This window comes from Peterkaempfera griseoplana, assembly GCF_001418575.1.
Lineage (GTDB): Bacteria > Actinomycetota > Actinomycetes > Streptomycetales > Streptomycetaceae > Peterkaempfera > Peterkaempfera griseoplana.
In genome coordinates this window covers 34514-52240 of record NZ_LIQR01000054.1, presented here as the reverse complement: position 1 = coordinate 52240, position 17727 = coordinate 34514, and the positions used below count along the sequence as shown (strand labels likewise).

The 17727-nt window shown below is 69.7% G+C and carries 13 protein-coding genes and 1 pseudogene; 8 read left to right on the top strand and 6 right to left on the bottom strand.

Annotation, left to right across the window (positions count from 1 at the left end; all coding sequences use genetic code 11):
• The first annotated feature begins 105 nt into the window (after nt 1-105).
• Complete coding sequence (locus AOK09_RS04490) at nt 106-687, top strand: CPBP family intramembrane glutamic endopeptidase (RefSeq protein ID WP_245687115.1); 582 nt, start codon at nt 106-108, stop codon at nt 685-687.
• Between the two features lie 246 nt (nt 688-933).
• Here AOK09_RS04490 and AOK09_RS04485 read toward each other — a convergent pair whose 3' ends face one another.
• The 3 genes from AOK09_RS04485 to AOK09_RS04475 all read right to left on the bottom strand — a co-directional run bounded on the left by AOK09_RS04485 (nt 934) and on the right by AOK09_RS04475 (nt 5680).
• On the bottom strand, nt 934-1848 hold the full coding sequence (locus AOK09_RS04485) for a hypothetical protein (protein WP_055585791.1): 915 nt from the start codon (nt 1846-1848) through the stop codon (nt 934-936).
• A gap of 54 nt (nt 1849-1902) precedes the next feature.
• Nucleotides 1903-2097: a hypothetical protein gene (locus tag AOK09_RS04480; protein ID WP_157875803.1), complete on the bottom strand. Its 195-nt coding sequence runs from the start codon at nt 2095-2097 to the stop codon at nt 1903-1905.
• Nucleotides 2098-3082: 985 nt separating this feature from the next.
• Entirely contained in the window at nt 3083-5680 is a 2598-nt protein-coding gene (locus tag AOK09_RS04475) for a S8 family serine peptidase (RefSeq protein ID WP_245687114.1), read from the bottom strand.
• Between the two features lie 569 nt (nt 5681-6249).
• Between AOK09_RS04475 and AOK09_RS43400 the strand changes: the two genes are divergently transcribed.
• The 4 genes from AOK09_RS43400 (at nt 6250) to AOK09_RS04455 (ending at nt 13012) form a co-directional block, all read left to right on the top strand.
• Nucleotides 6250-8880 carry a S8 family serine peptidase gene (locus AOK09_RS43400; RefSeq protein ID WP_079062741.1) on the top strand — a complete coding sequence of 877 codons (2631 nt, stop codon included), beginning with the start codon at nt 6250-6252 and terminating at the stop codon, nt 8878-8880.
• A gap of 91 nt (nt 8881-8971) precedes the next feature.
• Nucleotides 8972-9970 (top strand): helix-turn-helix domain-containing protein, encoded by a 999-nt coding sequence (locus AOK09_RS04465; RefSeq protein WP_245687113.1) that lies wholly within the window; start codon nt 8972-8974, stop codon nt 9968-9970.
• Nucleotides 9971-10319: 349 nt separating this feature from the next.
• Complete coding sequence (locus AOK09_RS04460; protein WP_245687112.1) at nt 10320-11456, top strand: PP2C family protein-serine/threonine phosphatase; 1137 nt, start codon at nt 10320-10322, stop codon at nt 11454-11456.
• A gap of 581 nt (nt 11457-12037) precedes the next feature.
• Complete coding sequence (locus AOK09_RS04455) at nt 12038-13012, top strand: magnesium transporter CorA family protein (protein ID WP_055585786.1); 975 nt, start codon at nt 12038-12040, stop codon at nt 13010-13012.
• Nucleotides 13013-13068: 56 nt separating this feature from the next.
• On the opposite strand, the gene AOK09_RS04450 is transcribed toward AOK09_RS04455, so the two are convergent.
• Entirely contained in the window at nt 13069-13314 is a 246-nt protein-coding gene (locus AOK09_RS04450; RefSeq protein WP_055585785.1) for a hypothetical protein, read from the bottom strand.
• Nucleotides 13315-13520: 206 nt separating this feature from the next.
• On the opposite strand from AOK09_RS04450, the gene AOK09_RS04445 reads away from it, so the two are divergent.
• The 3 genes from AOK09_RS04445 to AOK09_RS04435 all read left to right on the top strand — a co-directional run bounded on the left by AOK09_RS04445 (nt 13521) and on the right by AOK09_RS04435 (nt 15144).
• Nucleotides 13521-14144 (top strand): DUF5994 family protein, encoded by a 624-nt coding sequence (locus AOK09_RS04445; RefSeq protein WP_063795835.1) that lies wholly within the window; start codon nt 13521-13523, stop codon nt 14142-14144.
• Complete coding sequence (locus AOK09_RS04440; RefSeq protein ID WP_055585784.1) at nt 14141-14419, top strand: hypothetical protein; 279 nt, start codon at nt 14141-14143, stop codon at nt 14417-14419. Before AOK09_RS04445 ends, AOK09_RS04440 begins: the two co-directional genes overlap by 4 nt.
• A 248-nt stretch (nt 14420-14667) precedes the next feature.
• The gene (locus AOK09_RS04435; RefSeq protein WP_079062739.1) at nt 14668-15144 is read left to right on the top strand and encodes an Asp23/Gls24 family envelope stress response protein; all 477 of its coding nucleotides are present in this window, start codon (nt 14668-14670) and stop codon (nt 15142-15144) included.
• Nucleotides 15145-16285: 1141 nt separating this feature from the next.
• Here the strand turns inward: AOK09_RS04435 and AOK09_RS41045 are convergent.
• Both AOK09_RS41045 and AOK09_RS41685 read right to left on the bottom strand, forming a co-directional pair.
• A pseudogene (locus tag AOK09_RS41045) lies at nt 16286-16411 on the bottom strand (IS5/IS1182 family transposase); the annotation flags it as partial.
• Between the two features lie 159 nt (nt 16412-16570).
• The gene (locus tag AOK09_RS41685) at nt 16571-17482 is read right to left on the bottom strand and encodes a helix-turn-helix domain-containing protein (protein WP_245687111.1); all 912 of its coding nucleotides are present in this window, start codon (nt 17480-17482) and stop codon (nt 16571-16573) included.
• Between the last annotated feature and the right edge of the window lie 245 nt (nt 17483-17727).

Below are 17727 nucleotides of genomic sequence, written 5' to 3'. Positions count from 1 at the left end.
CTCTGCGAGGTGACGACTCCCGATCTCCGTCTCCGTAGCGTTCAGTTCAGCCGCGGCGCCGCCGCGGACCGGCGAGGAACCGGACACGGAACCGAAGGAAGAGTCATGAAACTGAAGCTGGTGTCGCAGGTCCTGGCCGTGGTCGTGGTCGGCGCGGTCGGCGGCCAGGGCGCCGCCGCGGTCCAGGACTGCCCGTGGCTCTCGCTCCTCATAGGCGGCCTGACGGCGGTGCTCTCGGTGCTCGTCTACCGGTGGGTCGTGGCGCGTACCGAGCGGCGCCCGGTCACCGAGCTGGCCCCCGAGAAGGCATCCAGGTCGCTCCTGCGGGGCCTGGTGATCGGGGTCGCGATGTTCGCGGCCGTCATGGCGAACATCTACCTCCTGGGCGACTACGAGGTCAACGGCCTCGGGTCACTGACCGGGGCGATCGGGCTGGTCGGCTTCATGGCGGGCGCCGCCGTCACCGAGGAGCTGATGTTCCGCGGCCTGCTCTTCCGGCTCGCGGAGCGCGGCCTCGGAACGTACCTCGCGCTGGCCCTGTCCGGCATCCTGTTCGGCGCGGCCCACCTGGCCAACAAGGACGCCACCCTGCTCGGCGGCCTCGCCATCGCGATCGAGGCCGGCGCGCTGACCGCGATGACGCCAGGTCACGTCGAACGAGGCGGGGCACCTGAGGCCGCGAAATGACAGAGGCCCAGGTCAGCGGCTATCTGACCTGGGCCTTCTCGGAGCCGCCTGCGGGATTCGAACCAATCCGGAATCTTTCACTGCGGTGGCCTCGTGATCTGGTGCCCGTGATGTCGCTGTTGTCCTGCTCGGCGGGCTCGGCCGGGTAGGGCTGCGCTTCGGCTGTCGCGCCGGTGGCGCCGGCTTCCACGGGGCCGGGGGCTGCGGGTTCCTCCTCTCGGGGTGCGTCGTGGCGGGGTGCTGGGGTCAGGTTGGTGCGGGCAGGGCCTGCAGGCGGCGGAACGCGTCGGTGATCTGTCGGGCCCAGGGCCAGGTCCGGGGGATCTTCAGGCGTCGTCGGCGCCGGTCGCGGACCAGGCGCCAAAAGGCATCCGCATCAGCAGCCTCCGCAATGGAGCGCAGCAGATCCGTTCGGACGTGGGTAGCAAGAAGGGCAAGTTCGGAGGGGCGGATGCCGTCGGGCGGTAGATCCTTGATGATTGTGACTGCCGCTGAGTCGGCCAGCGGGGAGTTCTCGTCTTGCAAGTGCTCCAGCGCGCTCAGCCGTGCCGACCAGGGACGCGACCCGTCCCGGGCGATGTCCTCCTCGATGAGCTCGATGGTCGAGTCGGAGACCCCCGGCCAGCCGCCGAACATGGCCTCGAGGCCCAAGTCTGGCGCGATCTGCTCGATGTCCTGGAGTGTGGCTCCGCCCTGGAGGAGCGAGCCTACGGCTTCCATGCGCAGGTACTCGTCGAGGCCCTGCGCGCTCACGAGCAAGCGCAGTGCTGGCTCCCAATCGTCAGGTTTCGTCCGCCCGCGAGTGTCCTGCTCGCCGAGCTTCAGCTCGCGTGGGTGATCGACAGACGAGTAGATGACCTGCAACTCGTACATGCTCTGTGCGGTGAGACAGACCCACGTCGCCGCGCCCGCCACGTCGCCCCGCTGACGGAGCAGCCATTCGAGGATCTGCTGTCGGCGGCTGAGATCCGTGCCGTACTCCGTCGGACCGTCCAGGTCCGTATTTGTGAGCATGCCGAGCAGTCGCGGCACCCCTTGCTGCGGTGAGCACCTAGCCTCTGCCAGTGCCGCGCGAGCCTTCTCGTCGTCAGCCCAACGCTCGTCATCGTTCTCGTACTCATCCCAGTCCGTCTCTTCGACGGTGCCCTCACTCTCGCTCACGGCGGTGTCCCCCCTGGTTGTGGATCGCGACTTCTCTCAGATGGATGCGCTTGATCACGACCCGAGAACCGTGGTCATGACGCCGCAGTTGTACACCACGTCCTCGGTGAGAGCGGCCACGTCGCTGGTGGGCCATTTCGAGCCGCCAGTCTGGGCGACCGCATCACTGAACGGGACGAAGCCGCTGGCCTTGTTGCCGTCCTGGCCGAGGATGTACGCGCGGAGCCGGTGGATATAGATGGTGAACAAGAGCGCGAGACCAGCGGGGCGCTTGCGCGGTCGACGGAGCCCTGACGTCTGCATCGTCATCGCGGACAGTCATGCCGCCCTTGCAGGGTGTCCAGTTAGAGGCTCCGCTGCCCCTCGTTCCTCGCCGGGTCGGAGCTGTGAGCCGCCCTCGGATACAGGGACACGCCCTTCCCCGCAGGAGGGGCCACCGAGGGATGCCATCGCGTTCCCATTCGTTCCCATGGGACGCAAAGAAGGGCCTCCGACAGGTCGTCGAAGGCCCATATTTTTGATGTTCGCCCTGGTCAAATAGGGTGGGCGCAGACGGTTTCGAACCGCCGCCCCCTGCTTTGTAAGCGCTACAGCTCCCGTGACGGGCCGTGCCATCCGGTCCGCCACGGGAGCTGTTTGTCCGACAAAGCATCGATTTCCCTGCCGTCTCATGACGAGGTGTGACGGGAAGTCGTCCGTCGTCCGCTCACCGAATGCTCGCGCAGAGGCGATATCGAGGCCGTCAGGACATGGAGCGTCCGCCGGTCCCCGCGAGGGCACTCTCCACCCCCGCCCTCCAGCGACCGTGCCGCACCTTACCGAGCCGATCGGTTGCGGCCGGCCACCGAGAGTGGGCCAGCATGCCTCGCCGGCCGGACTGGCCCAGGTGGCGGCTCCGCCGCTGATCGCTGGACGGGTACCGCTCCAGGACCGCACCGGAGGAACTCGACATCGTGATCTCCCCACACGCCCCGCCCAGTCACCCCTTTCACAGCTCGATGCTGCGCTCACCGCGAGCCAGAACCGCTCCCCATCGGCTTAGCGGTCACCGAGCACGACAACGCGCGGGGCCTGGAAACGCACGCCGGGGTCACGAGCGAGATTTACCCGACCAGCCGGCTCGCGGCCGCCGGACGACCCAAGGCCGGTGCGGGACAGCACCCTCCCTACCGCATCTGACCAGGGCGGGCCGACCGGGCTCATGGCCCGGCCGGCCCGCCACGTCAGCGGGTCGTCACTGGGTGACGGTCGCCTCCAGGTGGTACGGGTTAGCAAGGAGCGGGCTGGTGCGGCGGGCCTCCACCACGAACTCCCAGACGCCGGGCTTGGGCTTGGCGTAGGTGCGGTTCAGCGGGTCGCAGCCGTTGCCGTCCAGGTAGCCGGTGTAGCAGTAGCCGGTGCCGGCAGTGGACTTCTCGGCGGTGAGCCCGTCGGGGCCGTAGGCCCACCAGCGGGTCTGACTGCCTTCGGCGATGCCTGACAGGTCGACGGTGAGGCTGGTGGCGCCGACCGGGACGGCGACGCTGTAGACGACGGTGTCGTCGCGGTTGACGGTGCCGTCGGCGGTCCAGGTGCTGCCGGGGACCAGCGGAGTGGCGGCCTGGACGGCCAGCATGGCGTACTGGTCGGTGGCCTTGGTGGTCGGGTCGTCGATGGCCAGCACCGCACTGTGGATGCCCTGGCTGCCCGGGGTGGCCGTCACCTGGACGACGGTGGGGACGTTCTTCTCCAGCATGACCTGGTCGGGCGTGCTGAAGGTGCCGTCGTTGCCCTGGAGGCGCAGGACGTACGGCACGGCGTGGTCGGGGCCGGTGGTGCGGGTGAGAGTGACGTCGTAGGTCCGGGACTCACCCACGGACTGGCCGCCGCTTCCGGGGGCGCAGCCGTTGTACAGGCCGCTGCCGGTGCCGGGGGTGACCAGCTGGCCGGAGTACATGGTGCAGACCGGCGCGGACACGGTCACCTCGCCAGCGTCCGTGTAGCCCTTGGACAGGGCCTTCCATGCCTGCGGGACGTCGATCTGGCCGTGACCCTGGGCGATGGCCGGCTCGTCCTTGTTGAAGTCGGCTGTGGAGGCGATGGCCTGGCGCAGCTCGGCCGGAGTGGGGCTGATGCCGTTCTGCCGGGCGGCGGATATCAGCAGGGCCAGGGCACCGGTGGCCTGCGGGGAGGCCATCGAGGTGCCCTGGAACATCGAGTAACCGGGCGGCAGGGTGTAGCCGGTCTCCGGCGGGACGCTGTCGGCGATCCAGTCGGGGGTGGTGGAGATGGCGGCGCCGGGGGCGGTGACGTCCGGCTTGAAGCCGCCGTCCTCACGCGGGCCGCGTGAGGAGAACGGGAAGACGGCCTGCTCCTTCGCCACGGCGGAGCCGTAGTCGGCCCACCAGGTCTCCTTGGAGACCGAGGCACCGACGCTGATGACCTTGTCGGCGGAGGACGGGTCACCGACGCTGTTGGTGGCGGTACCGGAGTTGCCGGCGGAGGAGACGATCTGGACGCCGGTGGTGTCGATCAGCCGGTCGTACAGCAGCGCCATGGCGCTCTGGCCGTCGTTGAGGGCCGGGCCGGAGCCGATGGACAGGTTGATGACGTCCACGTGATAGTTGGTGGCCAGGTCGACCATGCCGTCGGTGAGTGCGGCGCTGGAGCAGCCGCTCTCGGTGCAGGCCCGCATGGAGACCAGCTTGGCGCCGGGCGCCTGGCCGTTCATCGCACCGCCGAGGATCCCGTTGGCCGCGGTGATACCGGCCACGTGGGTGCCGTGGGCCTCGTCGATGGTGTTGATGTCGACGCCGACGGTCTTGGCGCTGAGGTGCTTGACCTCGACGGTGAACGGCTCACGCTCGTTGACCGGGGTCGACGGGTCGTCGTGGCCGAGGTAGCCGATCTGGTGGTTGACCCGGTACGGCCGGTACAGCTCGTCGTCGGTGAAGACGTGGTCCTGGTTCAGGTCCAACCAGACCGCACCGTCGGAGTCACGGTAGGCCACGCCCAGGTAGCCGCTCAGAGTGGGGTCGGTGTAGCCGGCGATGGCCAGGTTCTTGCCCGACAGGTAGTAGCCGTCGCCGCCGCCCTCAGGCATCGTCCAGGTGATGCCGTACTTGTCGGCCGTCGGCCCGGTGACCTTGTTGCTGGACGTGAACGTCATCCAGGTGCGGTCGAAGAGCAGGTCGATGAAGTTCAGCGGGTTGGTGCCGGTGACCGTGTCCACCAGCTTGCGCTCGCCGGTCGTGGTGGTGGCCAGCGCCGGATGGGTCGGGTCGACACCGGTGTCCATGATGCCGATGGTCACGCCGCGGCCGTCATAGGCGGGGTGGTCGGTCTTGAACGCCACCGAGCCGGTCTCGCGGGTCGGCATGTACGGGTTGTCGTCCGGGGTCGCGGCGGACGGCGCGGCAGGCAGATCCGCAGTGCCACTGCTGCCGGCGCCGGCAGTCCCGGAGTCGGCCGTGGTGTCCTCGAGCTTGAGCAGTTCGTCGGCGTCCACCCGGAGCACGTCGTCGAGGGCGACAACCTGGTCCACGGCGTCGAAGGGCACGTTGGCCTTGATGTAACCGATCTCCGGATCGGTCCGGGTCACCTCGGCGCCCAGGTCGGCCAGTTGCCGGGCAGCCTCCTCGGTGGTGCCCGACTTCACCGCGAACATCAGGGTGACGAAGTCGGGAACCTCCTGGTCGGCTCCGGCCGGCAGGCTACGGGCCCGGAACTGGGCGGCGTACTTCGCAATCAGCCCGCGATCGTGGGCGCCGAGCTTGTCGGCGATGGCGGCGGCAGGAACCGAAGCGTCATCCGCGGCGTGGGCCGGTACTGAGGACAGGCTGAGTCCGCACACGACAAGCGTGGCGGCAAGCGCGGAGACGGCGCGACGGCCTCGGGGAGCAGGTGGGGCAGGGGGAGTCACTCGGCATTCCTTTGGCGGGGGATCGAACTGGCGTGCACACACTGCCATCCCGTTCCTGGTCCCCATCAAGCCTGAGAGCTGTCGCCTTTCCGCCTTGGCGGAATCTCGACCTATACAAAGCGCCGCAGCCGCAAGCCAGGCCTCCTCGCTTCGACCGGGAGGCCGCAAACAGCACGACACCGGTGAACCGTGCGTCAATGGCCGCAGGCAATGGCGCGACATGGTCACCCGGTGCGAAGGCGCGCCAGAAGAAAGGTCCGCTGCCTCCCAGCGGAGCCGTCCCCAAGCCGGTCCGGCTGTGGTGGGATCGGCATCGACGACGCCCCCGTACACCACGCACCGCTCGGCATCAGCCCGGCTGCAGCCCGGACAGCAGCACCGGGTCCCGACGCCCGCCTCTCCCGGACTCGGTCGCACGTGCGTCGAGAACCCGCCTTGGCGCAATCACGACACCGCCACCCGTTGATCAGCCGCACCCAGGTCGGCTTTGATCGCAAACCGTGTACAGACTTCCCAGATCCCTGCTCGCGGGGGCGCTGCTTTTGCCGCTCACCGCCCCCGGCGGCGTGGCGCTCGCGGCCTCGGACGGTGCGTCCGGGCCAACGGTCACCCGCATCGTCACCCTCGACGGTGCGCCGGCCGCTCAACTGGCCGCGCCCGGGGTGCGGGCCGCGGCGCGCAGCGCCGTGGACGACTCGCAGCAGGCGCTCGTCGACACGGCTCGGGATGCAGGGATCACGCTGACCGTCGGCAGGAGGTTCCACAACGTCGTCAACGGTCTGTCGGTGAAGGTCCCGGCGGCCCAGGCATGGCGGCTCAGCACGCTGCCCGGTGTGGTGTCCGTCAGCGAGCCGGTGGTCTACCAACCGCCCGAGAAGCCCGTCCCGGTCACCGAGGCGGTCATCAAGAAGGCCCTTGCCCAGGCGGGCGGCACCGCTCGCTCCGCCACCGACGCACCGTCGGGCCGGGAGATCGTCACCACCACCGAGCTGACCGGTGTCCCCGGCGCCCACCGTGCCGGTTACACCGGCAAGGGCATCACCGTCGGCCTCATCGACAGCGGCATCGCCTACGACCACCCGGGGCTCGGCGGCGGGGGCTTCCCCAACGCCAAGGTGCTGGGCGGCTATGACTTCGCGGACGAGGACGCCGACCCGTACGACGACAAGTACGGTCCCGCCGCCGGCCACGGCACCCATGTCGCCGGCATCATCGCCGGCGACGACGAGCACGTCCTGGGCGTCGCTCCGGACGCCACTCTGCGCTCCTACCGGGTCTTCGGCAGCAAGAACCCCTCAAGCGACGAGTTGGTGCTCGCCGCGCTCGACCGCGCCGCCGCCGACGGTGTGGACGTGGTCAACATGAGCCTCGGCTACACCGGCGCCCGCAGCAGCAACGTACTCGCACTCGCCGTGGACAACCTGGTCGACTCCGGCATCGCCACCGTGGTCGCCGTCGGCAACGGCTACGCCGGGCCGTTCAACGCCGCCACGCCCGCGATCGCGGACGGCGCGATAGCCGTCGGCAGCACCTACAGCAGCCGCTACCCCTATCTCGCCTTCAGTCTCGACGACGGCTCCGCCGCCCCCGTTCCGTACCTGGACTCCGGCCGGACCCCGGCCTCGCCCGCGAGCGGCAGCGCCCCGGTCACCCCGATCGCGTCCAGCTGCACCGCGCTGCCCGCCGGCAGCCTGGCCGGACAGATCGCCCTCTTCGCCCCGGCCACCGGCCCCGGCAGCTACGCCTGCCGCCCGCTGGACCTCACCCGCACCGCCGCGGCCGCCGGCGCTGTCGCAGCCCTCTACCACAGCCCGGCGTCCGGCCCGGACACCATTCCGACCTCGATGTGCTGCAACAGCGCCGGCATCCCGCTGGCCGGGATCCGGGAGAGCGACGCCCAGCGCATCCTGGGCGACCCGACGGGAACCAGGCTCACCTGGGGCTCCTACGCCGGCACCGAGCTCAACGCCGACTCCGCCGGCCTGATGGACCCCAGCTCGTCCTGGGGCCCGGGCAACGAACTGGAGTTCAAGCCCGACATCGCCGCCCCCGGTGGCTACATCCTCTCCACGCTTCCACCGGCCCTCGGCTGGTACGGCGTGAACTCCGGCACCTCGATGGCCGCTCCGCACGTCGCCGGTGTGGTCGCCCTGCTGCTCCAGGCCCACCCCGGCCTCACCCCGGACGAGGTGCGCACCGCCCTGCAGAACACCGCCACACCGCTCGCCATGACCGGTGACCACCTGCGCGGACTGCAGCCGGTGGCCCAGCAGGGCGCCGGGCGGGTCGACGCGGTCGCGGCGCTGGAGTCGGTCAACGGCGCGCGCCCCACCGCGACCCCGGCCAAACTGGCCCTGGGCGACCTCGAGGGACGGCAACTGATCCGCACCCTCACCGTGCACAACCCCACCGACCAGCCGGTGACCTACCGGATCGGCCAGAGCGCAGCAGTCTCGGCCGCCCCGCCGTACACCGCCGAATGGCAGCCCGACGACGCCGTCGGCGGCGCCCGGGTCCACGGCAGCGACCACCTCACCGTCGCCGCACACGGCAGCGGCGAGGTCACCGTACACATCGAGCAGCCCGACGGCGTCGCCCAGGGCACCCTGTTCGGCGGGTGGGTGGAGTTCACCGAGGCCGGCGCGAGCGTCCCGGCGATCCGGGTGCCCTATCTGGGGATGGCGGGCGACTTCGACGCGGTCTCCGCGATCAACCCCACCTTCACCGCCGTCAACCCCAGCCTGGACAACCCGGCGCTGCGCCCCGGCTCCTACAGCTTCGGCAGGAGCCTGCCGATCACCGTCGACCTCACCGACACATCGACCGCCGACGACGAGGCCTGGGTGATGTTCTCGCAAGGCTTCCCGATGCTGGAGCGAATGCGGCTGCAGGTCCTCGACACCGACGGCAAGGTGGTCGCCACCCCGTACGACGCCTCCTGGGTGGCCCGCAACTCCGGCGTCGGCACCGGGGTGGGCTTCTACGACTGGGACGCCACCCTCGATGACGGCTCCGCCGCACCCGCCGGCACGTACCGGCTGCGCTTCGTCCTCGACAAGGCGCTCGCCGATCCCGAGAAGGCACCCGGCACCGAGACCTGGACTTCACCGGAGGTCACCCTGGTCCGCTGACCGTCTGGCAACCGCGGATCCAGGATCCGGAAGGACGAGCAACCGCCACTCGGCGGCCGGGGAGGGCACCACCCGGCCGCCGACCGCACCCATGCGGCCTGCAAGAATCCGCCGTTCACGAGCACGGCAGGGCACGGAGGCGACATTGGCACTCGAGGATCTCGGTCTCACCGCTGGTGAGGAGAGCGTCTACCGAGCGCTTGTCGCGCGACCCGCTGCCACCACCCCACAGGTAGCGGAGGCGACGGGGGTGCCCGTCACGGATGTCACCGCCGCGCTGGAGGCGTTGGCCGCACGCGGCCTGGCCAGCAGGCAGGCTGCGACCGGCCACTGGGCCGCGGCTCCCCCGGCGGTCGCGCTCGGGGCGGAGTTGGCCGCCCACCGCGAGCGCCTCCAGCGCGCCGAACTGGCCGTCGCCGAGCTGGTCGAGACCTACCGCACCGGCAGCATGGGCCGGGCCCAGCGCGATCTGGTGGAGATCGTGGAGGGCCCGGAGGCCGTACAGCAGCGCTACATCCAGCTCCAGCTCGCAGCCAGAAGCACGGTCGACGCCTTCGCCACGGGTGAGGCCCGGGCCGTCGGACCGAAGAACACCCGGGAAGCGACCGTACTGGAGCGCAGCGTGCGGGCGCGTGTCGTCATCGACCAGGGGTTTCTCGGTGAACCGCGGGCCATCGACAACGTCGACCAGTCGCTCGCCGACGGGGTGCGGATCCGCACGGTCGAGGAGATACCGCTCAAACTCATCATCAGCGACGGCGAGGTGGCGATGCTTCCGCTGCACGGCCGCGGCAGCGAGGTCGACCCCAGCCTCGTCCTGCGGGGCGGGCTGGCCAACGTCGCGCAGGCACTCTTCGACGCGGTGTGGGCGCGCGCCCGCCCGTACGGCCAGGCGCACCACGGCATCGACCTGCTGGACACCCATATTCTGCGTCTGCTGCTCGCCGGCCTCACCGATGTCGCGGTGGCCGGGCAGCTGGACCTGTCGACGCGTACCGTGCAGCGCCGGGTCCAGGCGCTGATGGTGCGGGCCGGCGCCACCACCCGCATCCAGCTGGGCTGGTACGCCCGGCACCACGGCTGGGCATGACCCGGCGCGGCCGGTCCCGTCACCCGAGCCGCTCCAAGGAAGTGGATGTCGTACTCGGGTGTGACGCCTCCCGGACTGTCCTCGTGCTGCATGTCCGGCCGACCGTGCCGCGTAAGGCGCCCGTCACCGGGCACGTGGTGCATGTGGGGTCGTTTCCCCCGACCAGGACCTGCACGACCTCCTCTGACCTGACTCAAGCCCCGGCGAGCGGGCGGTGCCCGGACCGAGCCGGCAGATCCGGCAGGCCCTGACGCCGACGAGAGAGGCGCCGAACGCGGCAGATGCACAGGCCTGGCTGGGCGGTTTGCTGACATTGGTGGAGGCGGCACCGCCAACGCAATCGGTCGCCGTGTTGGCGCGGGTGCTCGACGAGCAGATGGCCGCGGTCGAGGTGTCCTTCCTGATCACCGACCTCGGTGGCAAGGCTCTCGTACGGCTGACCCGGGCGCCTGCTGAGGGGGGCAGGGGGCGGCCGGAGCGGATCGAGCTGCTGGGCACCGTCTACGACCAGGTGATCCGCTCGCAGCACGTGCGGGTGGAGGTCGGCGACCGGACGCGGGAAGGCAGGGCAGGCCCCGCACGGGTCATTGCACCGGTCGCCGACCGTGGCGACGCGATCGGTGTGCTGGAGCTGACCCTGCCCGCTGCTCCCGACCGGCAGACAGTGGAACGCATCGCTGAGGCTGCCCACGCCCTGGCCTATGTGGTGATCGTCAACCGGCGATTCACCGATCTGTACGAATGGAGCCGGCGGACCACACGGCTGTCCCTGGCAGCCGAGATCCAGCACCGCCTGCTGCCCGATTCCTTCACCTGCGACGCCGGTCGGTTCGTCGTCGCCGGAGCACTGGAACCGGCCCACGACATCGGCGGGGACACCTTCGACTACACCCTCGACCGTGACGCCCTGTACCTGTCCCTCACCGACGCCATGGGTCACGACGTGCAGGCCGCACTGCTCGCCACGCTGGTCGTCGGCTCCCCGCGCAACGCCCGCCGCGCCGGCGCCGGCCTCGGCGCCCAGGCCGAGGACGCCCATCGAGCGGTCGCTCACTACGCCGACCAGGGCCATCAGGCCCCCGCCGACCACGGCAGCCAGGCCATGGTCACCGGACAGCTGCTACGTGTTGCTCTCGACACCGGTCACGCCGCCTTCGTCAACGCCGGTCACGTCTGGCCGCTGCGCCTGCGCGACGGGAAGGTCGAGGAGCTCGTCCCATTGATCGACTTTCCCTTCGGCGTCACTCCGAACCCGGGGTACCGCGTCCAGAGCCTCGATCTGCGTCCGGGTGACCGCCTGGTCCTTCTCACCGACGGCATGCTGGAGCCCAACGGCACTGACTTCGGCCTGCGCAGACTGATCGAGAAGACCGCCGGCTGGCACCCGCGCGAAGCCGTGTGCGCCTACACCGAAGCCATCCTGCAGGCGACGGGCCACGATCCCCGCGACGATGCCACCGTCCTGTGCCTTGACTGGCCGGGGTGACGTCACGCCGTGCGGACCTCCCCCTGGGAAGAGCGAGGCCGCAGGTCCGGCTGAGGTGGGCGCAGGGGCGCAACCCGGTTCCGAACCCGATGCCGGTGGGCCATCCGCTCACGCAAACCCGGCGACAGCTCGGCCGCCTCACGCCGCGTCCGCGCCAACGGCACCGTCTGCCAGTGCGCGTGAGATGCCGCGAGTACGGCCACCGGTCGCCGGTGAGGTGGCCGGGGCGGCGGGCCTCCCTCGAAGAACGCAGAGCGACAATGGGGCGGCGGGCGGAGTAGGCGTCCGCCGGGTGAAGCGGATGGACGGTCATCGTCGCCATGCTGCGTAGACCTGACCCCGGGGCTTGAACTCACCCGGCGTGGTCACTCGGCGGAAACGATGCCCCCATGGGTGCCGCCCTCGAAGTGTTCCCGGTGGTTTCGCGGTACTCCGCAGCAGGGGCCCGCTGGGCAGCTGACCCTGCGGGCCGGCCGGCCCCCAGCCTCCCGTCCGCGGGGACGACGCGCCGGTCACGGGACATTCCCACGCCCAGGCCCCTGCTGACGCAAGAATCGGCGGGATCTGGCTAGGCTCGGGCCATGGCGCGGACTCGGCTCTACCGCGGGGGCACCCTGGTCCTGGAGGACTTCCCGGTCGGCGATGTCTCCGGGTACCTCGCCGACGCGTCCTCGGTGGTATGGCTCGACCTCTACCGGCCGGGGAACGCCGAGTTCACCGAGGTCGGCCAGGAGTTCGGGCTCCACGAACTGTCCCTCGAAGACGCCCTCCACCAGGGCCAGCGGCCGAAGCTCGACCGCTACCGCACGCACGAGTTCCTCAGCGCGTACGCCGTTTCCGTCGCCCCCGACAGCGGCGCGCTGTCCACCAGCGAGATCGCGGTGTTCGTCACGAGCCAGGCGCTGATCACCGTCCGCCAGGACGACGGCCTCGCCGTCCGGGATGTGGTCGCCCGCTGGGATCAGGGCCCCGACCTGGCCGGGCACGGAGTCGGCTTTCTCCTGCACGGTCTGCTGGACCACCTCGTCGACGGGCACTTCAGCGCGGTACAGCAACTCGAGGACCAGATCGAGGCGCTGGAGGACCTGCTCTTCGAGGAGGGGCGCCGGCAGATCGAGATTGTGCAGCGCCGCGCCTATGCACTGCGAAAATCCCTGGTGCAGCTTCGCCGCGTGGTCCTGCCGATGCGCGAAGTGGTCAACGCGCTCATGCGGCCCGGCCTGCATGTGGTCACCGAACCCCTCGTGCCCTACTACCAGGACGTCTATGACCATGTGCTGCGCGCCACCGAGTGGACCGAGTCCCTGCGGGACATGGTGGCCTCGGTCATGGAGACCAACCTCTCCGTCCAGGCCAACCGAATGAACCTGATCATGAAGAAGGTGACCAGCTGGGCCGCGATCATCGCTGTGCCCACCGCGATCACCGGATTCTACGGGCAGAACCTCCCCTACCCCGGCTTCGGCCACCAGTCGGGGTTCATCCTCTCCACCACCGCCATCGCGAGCCTCTCCGTGCTGCTCTACCTCGTCTTCAGACGCAAGGACTGGCTCTGACCCGGCCGCCCCGGGCCGGCAGCAGTCCGGCCCTGCTCACAGGTCGTGGGGCACCGTCAGTACGCGGAACCGCTGCGCAGATAGGTACCCGCGACCTGGAGCCACGCTCCGGGCCCGAAAAATCCTTCGACGACGTGGGGAGCGTTCTCGGACACCCGCAGGATTCTGAGCGCCCCGCTGGGATGCAGATCGTATTCGTATGTGACGGTTCCCGGCCGGTCCTCGTACTGCATGTCAAGGGGGCCACCGGACGGCTCAGCAGGAGCCAAAGCTTCGCGCACCAGCTTGACGTAAACGGACATACCTCCACAATATGCCCGAGCAGTCCTGTACTCGGTTTCCGCTCCGGTCCCGGCAGTCAGGATTCCCGAGGCTGCACCGCAGGGGCCCGACCGGAGTAGACTCGGAACACCGGGAACACTTCGCACGCCGGCTTCCATGCCGCGGCGTTCCCGGCGCGCAACAACACCGGGCCCGTCGGTGACGGCCCCGGAGGCAGGTGCCCGATATGAGCGTGACCGTCGACCGCATCCCGGCGACCAGCAAAAGAGACCTACCTCCGCCGGCCCGCCTCCTTCTGACCCCGCCGGGTGCGGCGGCCCACGGACCGCTGGACGGTGCCTGGTGGCCCCGCTCCCGCGACCTCCCGGTCGAACTCCCCGCCCTGACCGACGCACTGGACCGAACCTGGGGACGGATCACCCGGATCACCGTGAACCCGCGGTTCTGGCCAGCCATCCCGCGGAAAGTGCCCGTGAACGGGCACGTGGTGCACGTCGGGTGGTTCGCGACCGAGCAGGACACCGACGACCTCCTCCTGCTCTCCTACACCGTCGGCCGCTGGGACCTCCTGGTGATCCCGCCCGAGACCGACCCCCGCGCGGCCGCCCGACTGATGTCCGCCGCAGCCGACCCGGACAACCTCCTCACCGCGAGCTGCCTACTGGCGAAGGACGGCAGGACCCGCCCTTCAGCCCATACCCCCGGCAGCCGGGAAGAGGAATGGGAATCCGACGGAGGCGCCCTTTGTCCCGAGCGCAGCACCCAGGACAGCCTTCTGCAGGCCACGCGGCGACAACCGCCGGATGGGGAAGCCGACAGGATTCGACCGTGGAAAGGCGTTCCGGCATGAGCTTGTCATCGCAGGAGGCCGGCGTGCGGCGCTACCGGTGGATTCTCGAGACCAAGGACGACGACGGCCGCTGGTCCCAACAGGACGGCGCTCCCATGCAGAACCCTCTGGAAACCGACGGGCCACCCCAGCAGGCGGCCAACCACCTGCGAGACGTGTTCGTGCGCACGCTCTCGCAACCCGCTCCCGGCCCCTTGGCGATCAGGATCCGGCTCTGGGAGGGGCCCCACCCCGTCGGCGAGCCCCAGGCCGAAACCGAGTGGTCACGCGACTGACCGATCCACCATCTGGAACCAAGGTCGCAGGCCCGGCCACCCCGGCCCCCGCAAGCGTGGACACCCAAGTGATCGGCCGGCACCTTGATGACCGGAGGAAGTCTTGGCCGACAGGACCACCAAGTCGATCGTGCTGGCCGCGCCGGCAGGTAGCGGACCGCGTCAGCGGTGACGTAACGGCCTACGAGAACTACTGCATCTTCGTCGCCCGGCCCGCCCACGGCCAGTACATCCCGAAGTGTGAACTGATGAGCACAGTGTCCGCAGAGGCATCAGGCGGTGGGGCGTCGGGGAACCGGGCCTCCACAGGGGCTGGACGCGGCGGTTTGGTCACGGAGCGTGGCCGGACCGCGATTGCAGACGCCGCGGTCCAGAAGATCGCCGGCATTGCCGCTCGTGAGGCGTCAGGGGTGTACGACCTCGGCACCGGCGGCCCACGGGCGCTCGGCGCGGTCCGTGAGCGCATCCCTGGTTCACGTGGACCGAGCGTCACACAGGGTGTCTCGGTGGACGTCGGCGAGACCCAGGCCGCAGTCGCCGTGGACATCGTGTGTGAGTACGACGTGTCGATCGCGGATCTGGCCGCTGGGGTAAGCCGCAATATCACCCACGCGATCGAGGAGATTGACAGCCAGGAGCAGGCCCAGGGCGTCGACGTCAGGCGGCGCTCGCGTCCGGCGATCTTCTCGCCCGCGTCGATGCCCTGGCTGGTGCGGTGCGCGTGATGCTCTGCGCGTCGAGCACGCAGGCGCTCGGCGGGCGGCTGCGGCCTGCCCGTTCGCGCACCCGTCAGCGGAGCAGGCCGTCGAGCTCGTCGAACACACCGAACTCCGGCCGGACGGCGAAGTAGCCGTAGACAGCCTCCCAGAGGGCGACAAGCCTCAGATCCACACCGATCCCGCCCCGCACTGACGGCGCCAGCACTCACGCGGAAACCTCCTGAAAAGCCGCTAATCCCACTGTCCCGGACCGGCCGCCTGACGCCTTGTCAGCGGGGCCGCTCACCGAATGCTCACGCACAAGGGCAGACGGCTCGCACGACACCGAACCGATCGGCAAAACCCCAGGTCAGCGACATCCGCCCGAGACGGCGGAGCCTGCCCCAAAACCTCGCTCACCTGCAGTGAAGGCAGAGGCCGCAGGTTGCGATTCCGGGCCCAATTTCCGGTAAAACCGCAGGTCAGAGGCCTGCAAGGGTGGGCGCAGACGGTTTCGAACCGCCGACCCCTGCTTTGTAAGAGTGACCAACACTTTGGTGATCACTCCCGCTCTTGCTCGATGGTGACCGTTCTCGCAGATCAGAGGCCTGAACTCAGAGGAGCGCGCGCCCGTCTTGCTCCGACTTTCACGGCCCTTCTCCATCCTTCCGTTCCCATGACGTTCCCATGGGCACAACTGCAGAGCAGTCTCTCCTGGGAAGTCAGCGGCTCGGTCGAGGCCACGACACTCCCGCGAACCGGTGAGCACCGTTGATCTTTTGGTGTCCACGATGACCCCACCGCCCGTCCGGCGGTCAGGGGCCCTCGGGCCGTCCATGGCCGCTGGGCACAGGCTTAGCGGCTCGGGCTGAGCTGGAGTATCAGTGCATACAGGACGCCGGGCCGGATCTCCGTCTGGCGAATGCAGCCGCAGCTGGCGGGCAGAGCATCCCCTTTTCGGGCTGGCCATGGGGGCGCGGATGGACTCGCGGGACCGGTCGGGGTCGTCGGCGGCGCAGCGGTGCTGGTCGCGGCCTCGCAGTCCACAGCCAGGACTTGTCGTGGGCCGGCTGGGTCGACTGGTGACTTCGGTGTGCCAGCGCCTCTTCCCCGCCAGCGCGGGGTGTTCCGCCAGTTGTCGCTGCCCGTCGCGCCGCTGCCGAGTCTTCCCCGCCAGCGCGGTCCGGTCCGGCACAGGGAGCCGACCGGGGTGGCGGTGCCGCGGAGCGGGACGGGGCGGCAGCAGCGGGGCTATGCGTTCCCACAGGTCATCAGGAACGGCATCGACAGGCACTCGAAAGGTCTCGCTCGAGTGCGCTGCCGAACGCCAGTGTCACGCCGATCTCATTCTGAAATGATCAGTCAGATGAGCCGAGCCGATGAACATCGTGAACGGGTCGAGCGACGAAAGTGATGCTCAGCAGGATCGGAATGCGGCATCCCGTGCTCGCGGTCAGCGGGCGGTGGGAGAGCCAGCCTGGTCGCCTGGACTGAAGCAGCTGGTCATGGCCAGCTTCGACGTGGCGCCGGTGTTCTTGGTGACCACCCAGGCCTCCGCACGCACACAGCCGTGCCGCGCGGATAGCGCGTTTCCCCACGAGTTCGGACGTGCCGTGCCGGAGAAACTGGACTCGGCGACCTTGTCGTCCTCGATGCGGTGGGCCCGGATGAACACCTCCCAGCGTGGAGAGTTGGGGCCGTAGACGTAGCCCCAGCCTGCATCGCAGTGCGGTGAGTAGTACAGCACCAACTCGCCGTACTGTGCACCGTCGGGCCAGAAGACAGGACGTCTTTCGAGCACCTGTTGATCCGGTCCGCAGCCGTGGATGTACGGGTCCTGCCCATCGTTCAGGGTGATGGGTCGGCTCGGCGCAGGGCTGCCCGATCTTGCGGAGACCGGGGGGCCCCAACCGCTGTGCGCGGCTGTGAGTACACCTCCGGCGGCCAGGACAACAGCAGCGACAACGGCGGCTGTCCGGGTAGGTGACCTGGGCCCCAGCCGCCGGTCGGTGGCTGCGGCCGCCGCTTCCAGGAAGCCGGCAGTCGGCTGCGGCTCCGCACCGGAGCCTGGTTCCGAAGCCTTCGCAGGAGAGGCCGTGGACTGCCGCTCGCGCTGTTCGTGGAAGGCGGCCGCCACGCCCTCCCAGCGGTTCCCCCATTCGTCGGGGTCCGCTCCACACGCCGCTGCGTAGGCCACGACGACCGCTTTGCTGGGCAGCCGGCGTCCCGAAGCAGCCTCGGACAAGGTACTGGCCGAGTAGCGGGCACGCGCGGCCAGCTTTCGGTAGGGCGGGTTCGCAGCGCGGATGCGCAGCTGCCGCAATCCGGCGGCCAGGTCGGCAAGCGCCTGTTCAGGAGCGTCCACAGGATTCGGATGGCGACCCACAGCGTCCCCCACGTGTTCGGATTTTGTCGTTCGGCGGCCACCAAGACTGTCCGAACACCGGGTCGTCGGGAAGTCTCGAACATGCCAATCCGGAGTCGGTGCCGGACACGTCGCTGCCTTGGGCCACGGTCCGTCGGGCGCGACTTGGGACCACGGCCCGTCCACAACCGACCACCGGGGGGACGGGCTCCAGAGCTTGTCCGTGATTGCAACGACCCGGATCA